This window comes from Rubrivirga sp., assembly GCF_049648075.1.
Lineage (GTDB): Bacteria > Bacteroidota > Rhodothermia > Rhodothermales > Rubricoccaceae > Rubrivirga.
In genome coordinates, this window is sequence record NZ_JBARYR010000448.1 from 1 (window position 1) to 5,038 (window position 5,038).

At 70.4% G+C, this 5,038-nt stretch carries 3 protein-coding genes; 2 read left to right on the top strand and 1 reads right to left on the bottom strand.

Annotated elements, in window-relative coordinates:
* Positions 1 to 288 (top strand): T9SS type A sorting domain-containing protein (locus tag WBA11_RS12825; protein WP_424521072.1); only part of this gene is annotated, 288 nt, incomplete at its 5' end.
* Between the two features lie 376 nt (positions 289 to 664).
* Here the strand turns inward: WBA11_RS12825 and WBA11_RS12830 are convergent.
* Complete coding sequence (locus tag WBA11_RS12830) at positions 665 to 2,047, bottom strand: Ig-like domain-containing protein (RefSeq protein WP_424521073.1); 1,383 nt, start codon at positions 2,045 to 2,047, stop codon at positions 665 to 667.
* A 118-nt stretch (positions 2,048 to 2,165) separates the two neighbouring features.
* Between WBA11_RS12830 and WBA11_RS12835 the strand changes: the two genes are divergently transcribed.
* Positions 2,166 to 5,038: FAD-binding and (Fe-S)-binding domain-containing protein (locus tag WBA11_RS12835; protein ID WP_424521074.1), on the top strand; the 2,873-nt coding region annotated here is incomplete at its 3' end.

A 5,038-nucleotide genomic window follows, 5' to 3' on the forward strand; every position in this document is an offset into this window, starting at 1 on the left:
GTCTCGAACGAGTCCGCGCTCGAGGCCGTGCCCTCGCTCGGCACCGTCGTCCCGAACCCGTCGGCGGCCCGGGCCTCGGTCTCGGTCACGCTCCAGGAGGCCGGCCACGCCACGGTCGCCGTCTACGACCTGCTGGGCCGCCAGGTCGCGACGGTGTTGGACCGCGCGCTCTCGGCCGGCACGGCGACGCTCGACCTCGAGGTCGGCGCGTTGCCGGCCGGCACCTACATGGTCCGGCTCGCGGCCGGCGGCGCCACGGTGGTCCGGCCGTTCACGGTCGCCCGCTGATCGAGCCCCGACTGGATCGCTCTAGGGGGCGGCGCCACGTCGGCGCCGCCCCGTTTTCGTTGCCGCCCTCGAGGGCGGCCTTCGACGGTGGCCTTCGACGGTAGGAGGTCGTCCTCGAGGACGCCGCATCGAATCCTGGATGGGCGAACAAGGGAGGCGCGGCCTCGATGGCCCCCTGTGACCTGGACGGTTCTGGCCGCACCGGGTCGGTCTCCAACATCACGTCGGAGCATCTATCCCAATACTCAGGTCCCGCCTTCGTGAGAACGACGGCGGATGGCTGCATCCTCGAGGCCGACACGTGCCCCTCTCCTGGGTGGCTCTCGACGGGGGACCGGCCTCGAGGATGAACGTCACGTCCTCGAGGCCGAGTCGACTACCGTGCCACCGTCACCCGGACCGTCGAGGACGCGCCCTCGAGGTCGATGCGGGCGACGTAGACGCCGGGCGCCAGGTCCGATGTGTCGAGGGAGAACGCGTGGTCGCCGGCGCCGAGCGTGCCCCGGTGCGCGACGGCGGCCTCCCGACCGAGCACGTCGTAGAGCACGACCTCGACGAGTCCTGCCCTCGAGGTCGAGAGCTGTAGGCGAAGGGCGTTCGTCGCGGGGTTCGGGAAGGCCGAGAACGTGGTCACCGCGAGCTCGTCCTCGAGGGCGACGCCGCCGGTGACGGTCACGGTGACCGTGCCGCTCGCTTCGGCGGTCCCGTCGCTGACGGTGAACGTGAAGGAGTCGTCACCGGTGAAGCCGGCGTCCGGCGTGTAGTTGACGATTGGGGTGCGCAGGCGGCCGGTCCCGTCGTCGCCGATCTCGGCGGTGCCGTTGGCGGGGTCCGAGACGGCCGTGATCGAGAGCGGGTCGCCGTCGGGGTCGGTCACGTCCTCGAGGACGTCGATGGGCGTGGTCTCGCCGGAGCGGGCGGACGCGGTCTGGGTCGCGGGGACGCTCGGGGGCTGGTTCTGGCCACCGCCGCCGCGCGTGATGTAGCTCGCCGCGTATGCACGAGGCCCCTGAGGTGTGGCAAAGTTCGTGGCCGACGTCTGGATGTTCGGGTCGCCTGTCGCCCAGACGTACACGTCCGTCGACACCGTGAATCCGGCTGTCGACACCGATGTCCCGTACTCGATCATCAGCGCTGGTGCCGAGCCCGCTGGTGTGATCAGCGTCCCCTCACCGACGACCTCTGTGCGGAAGTCCGTTGTGATGGTGAAGCCCTGGATGGTCTGGGTCGTCTGGTCCTCGGAGACGGACCCGAACCGGATCGGGAAGACGAGCTGTTGGAGGCCGTCAGGCTCATACACGATCACGGTCTCGGGCGTGCTGCCCTGCGCTGGGACGAAGATTCCCTGTGTCACGTACTGGTCGTCGCTGACATCGGCGTAGACGTATCCGGCGGTACCGTCGCCGTTGACGGCTGTCGTGTCATTGAGGACAGCGTAGTTGGCCCCGGGGAAGTTGGCTGCACCCGGGAGCCCTGCGACGTCACCATCCAGGTAGAACGTCTGAGCGACGGTGGATTCGACGGGATAGTCGATCGTGGTGAAGTCCCACGTTTGCCCTTGGCCTGTAAGCGCAATGAGGGCGTCGATCTCAGCTTGGTCGTCGGAGGGGACTTGGTCTCCGGTGCTGAACGACGTTCCCACGACCGTCTCGCCAGAGTCGGCGAAGTCGTAGAAGTCGTCAATGGTAAACGTGAGTTGGGCGCTGGCAGGCGCGGCCAGCATCGCGACAAGGGCGAGGAGTGCGAAGCAACGAGTCATAACGAGAGGGGAGGGGTGATCGAAAAGGTGAGGCATTGACCTCGAGGGCGCCTCCCCTTCACCGGGGAGGGCCACGAAATACGCGGTGACCCGACGGGCTCAGGCGGTACCATCCGGTATGCAGATCGAGACCGCCCGCCTGGAGGAGTTTGCCGCCGCCGTTCGCCCCCGCATCAGGGGAGACCTGCGGCTCGACGCGCTGTCGAAAGCGCTCTATGCCACCGACGCCTCGCTCTACCGTGAGCCCCCACTGGGCGTCCTGATCCCACGGCACGCCGACGACGTCCAGGCCGCCCTCGAGGCCGGCGCCGAGTACGGCGTCCCCGTTGTTGCGCGGGGCTCGGGCTCGAGCCTGGCCGGGAGCTCCGTCGCCGGCGGACTGGTCGTCGACACGACGAAGCACCTGCGGTCCGTCCTCGAGGTCGACCCGGAGAACCGAACGGCGACGGTCCAGCCAGGCGTCGTCCTCGACGATCTGAACGCGGCCGCGGCCGAGCACGGGCTGACGTTCGGGCCGGACCCCGCGTCCTCGAACCGGGCGACGCTCGGCGGGATGCTGGGGACGAACGCGACCGGCACGCACTCCATCCAGTACGGCTCGACGGTCGACTGGACCGAGTCGGCCCGGGTGCTCCTGGCCGACGGCTCGCCCGCCACGTTCTCCGCCCTCGAGGTCGATGCGTGGTCCGCCAAGACGAAGGTCGCCGGCCTCGAGGGCGAGGTCTACCGGCGCGTCGACGCGCTCTTGGGCGTCCACGAGCACGCGATCCGCAACGACACGCCGCGCTGGTGGCGCCGCGCCGGCGGCTACCGCCTGGAGCGGATGATCGAAGCGCCCGAGGTCGACCGCGGGCCGGGCCGAGCGTGGGACGGGACGCGCAACCTGGCGACGTTGCTCGCGGGCTCTGAGGGGACGTTGGCGTTCGCCACCGAGATCACCGTCGGCCTGACCGAGCGCCCGCCGCACGCCGCGCTCGGCGTCGTCCACTTCCCGACGCGCGCCGCCGCCCTCGAGGCCGTCGCCGGCATCATGGAGACCGGCCCGACCGCCGTCGAGCTGTTCGACAAAATTGCCCTCGAGCGAGCTCTCGACGTGACCGAGTACGCGCCGAAGTTGCACTTCGTCCAGCGCGGCACGCACGGCGAGCTGCCCGGCGCGCTCCTGATCGTGGAGTACAGCGGCGAGTCGCTCGCCGAGTGCCGCGACGGTTTGGCGACCCTCGCTCGCCACCTCGGCCCGAGCGCCGTGATCACCGTCCTCGAGGACGAGACGCGCATGGCCGACGTCTACGCGGTCCGCAAGGTCGGGCTCGGGCTCGCGATGAGCGCGCGGCTCCCGGTCCAGGCCGTCGCCATCATCGAGGACGCGGCGGTGCCGGTCGAGCATCTGCCGGCCTACATCCGCGAGCTCGAGGAGCTGATGGCCGAGTGGGACGTCGACGCCGTCGCCTACGCCCACGCCAGTGCCGGATGCCTGCACGTCCGCCCGTTCCTCGACCTCAAAGATCCCGGACGGGTCGCCGCCCTCGAGGCCGTCGCGCGTGGCTCTGCGCGGCTGGCCAGGAAGTACGGCGGCGTCATCGCGTCGGAGCACGGCGACGGTCGCGCGCGTGGGGCGCTAGCGGAGGACTTCTACACGCCCGCCCTCTACGCCGCGTACCAGGCGACCAAGCGCGCCTTCGATCCGGGCGGCCAGCTCAACCCTGGCAAGATCGTCGACGTGCCGCCGCTGACCGAGGCGTTGCGGATGGGGCCGGACTACCACGCCGTGCCGGTCACGACGGGGCTCGCGTTCTATGACGCCCAGGGCCGCGATGTCGGGTTCGTCGAGGCCATCGAGGCGTGCAACGGGTCGGCCGTGTGCCGCAAGGTGAGCGTCGGGACGATGTGCCCGCCGTTTATGGCGACGCGCGAGGAGAAGGACTCCACTCGAGGTCGGGCCAACGCCTTGCGCGAGGCGCTGTCCGGCGGCCTCGATGGGCTGACCTCGCCCGAGGTGGGAGAAGCGCTGGACCTGTGCGTCTCGTGCAAGGCGTGCAAGGCCGAGTGCCCGGCGTCGGTCGACATGGCGGCGCTCAAGACGGTGTGGCAAGCCAAGAAGTACGAGACCGAGTCGCCGTCCGCACGCGCGCGATTGTTTGCCGAGATGCCCGAGCTTGCGAAGCGCGTTGCCGGGCCCCTCGCGGCGGTTGCCAACCGCGTCAACGCGCTGCCGCCGGCCAAGGCGGCGTTCCGCGCCCTCGGCATTGCGCCTGAGCGTGCCTTGCCGCCGTTTACCACCAAGCCGTTCAAGTCGTCCGAGGCCCGACGACGCCGAGACCTCGAGGCCGACGCTCCGCGCGTAGCCCTTTTCGCCGACACGTTCGGACGGTTCCAGGAGCCATCCATTCCCCGCGCTGCCCTCCGCGTCCTCGAGGCCGCCGGCGCTCGCGTCGAGGTGCCGGAGTACCGGTGCTGCGGCCGGACCTACTTGTCCAAGGGGTTCTTGCCGAAGGCGACCAAGCTGGCGCACCAACTCGTCGAGACCTACGCGCCGCTCGCCCGAGACGGCGTCATGATCGTCGGGCTCGAGCCGTCGTGCATCCTGACGCTACGCGACGAGATCCCGCGTCTCGTCCAAACCGAGGACGCCCAGGCCGTCGCCGCCGCGGCCGTCACCTTCGAGGAGTGGTGTGACGCCCACGCCGACCGTCTCCGCGCCCTCGACTGGAAGCCCGCCGCGGCGGCTCTCGTCCACGGCCACTGCCACCAAAAGGCCCTGTCCCGCATGTCGGCCTCCAAGACGTGCCTCGAGGTCGCCGGCCTCGAGGTCGCGGAGACGAACGCGGGGTGCTGCGGCGTCGCGGGATCGTTCGGCTACGAGGCCGAGCACTACGACGTCTCGATGGCGATCGCCGAGGACCGGCTGGCGCCGGCGGTCCGTGCGGCGCCGGACGCAGTCGTGGTCGCGGCGGGGACGAGCTGCCGCGAGCAGATCGAGCACGCGACGGG

Excerpts from the sequence above, each read along its gene's own strand:
- WBA11_RS12830 (WP_424521073.1), bottom strand. The coding sequence starts at position 2,047 with ATGACTCGTTGCTTCGCACTCCTCGCCCTTGTCGCGATGCTGGCCGCG.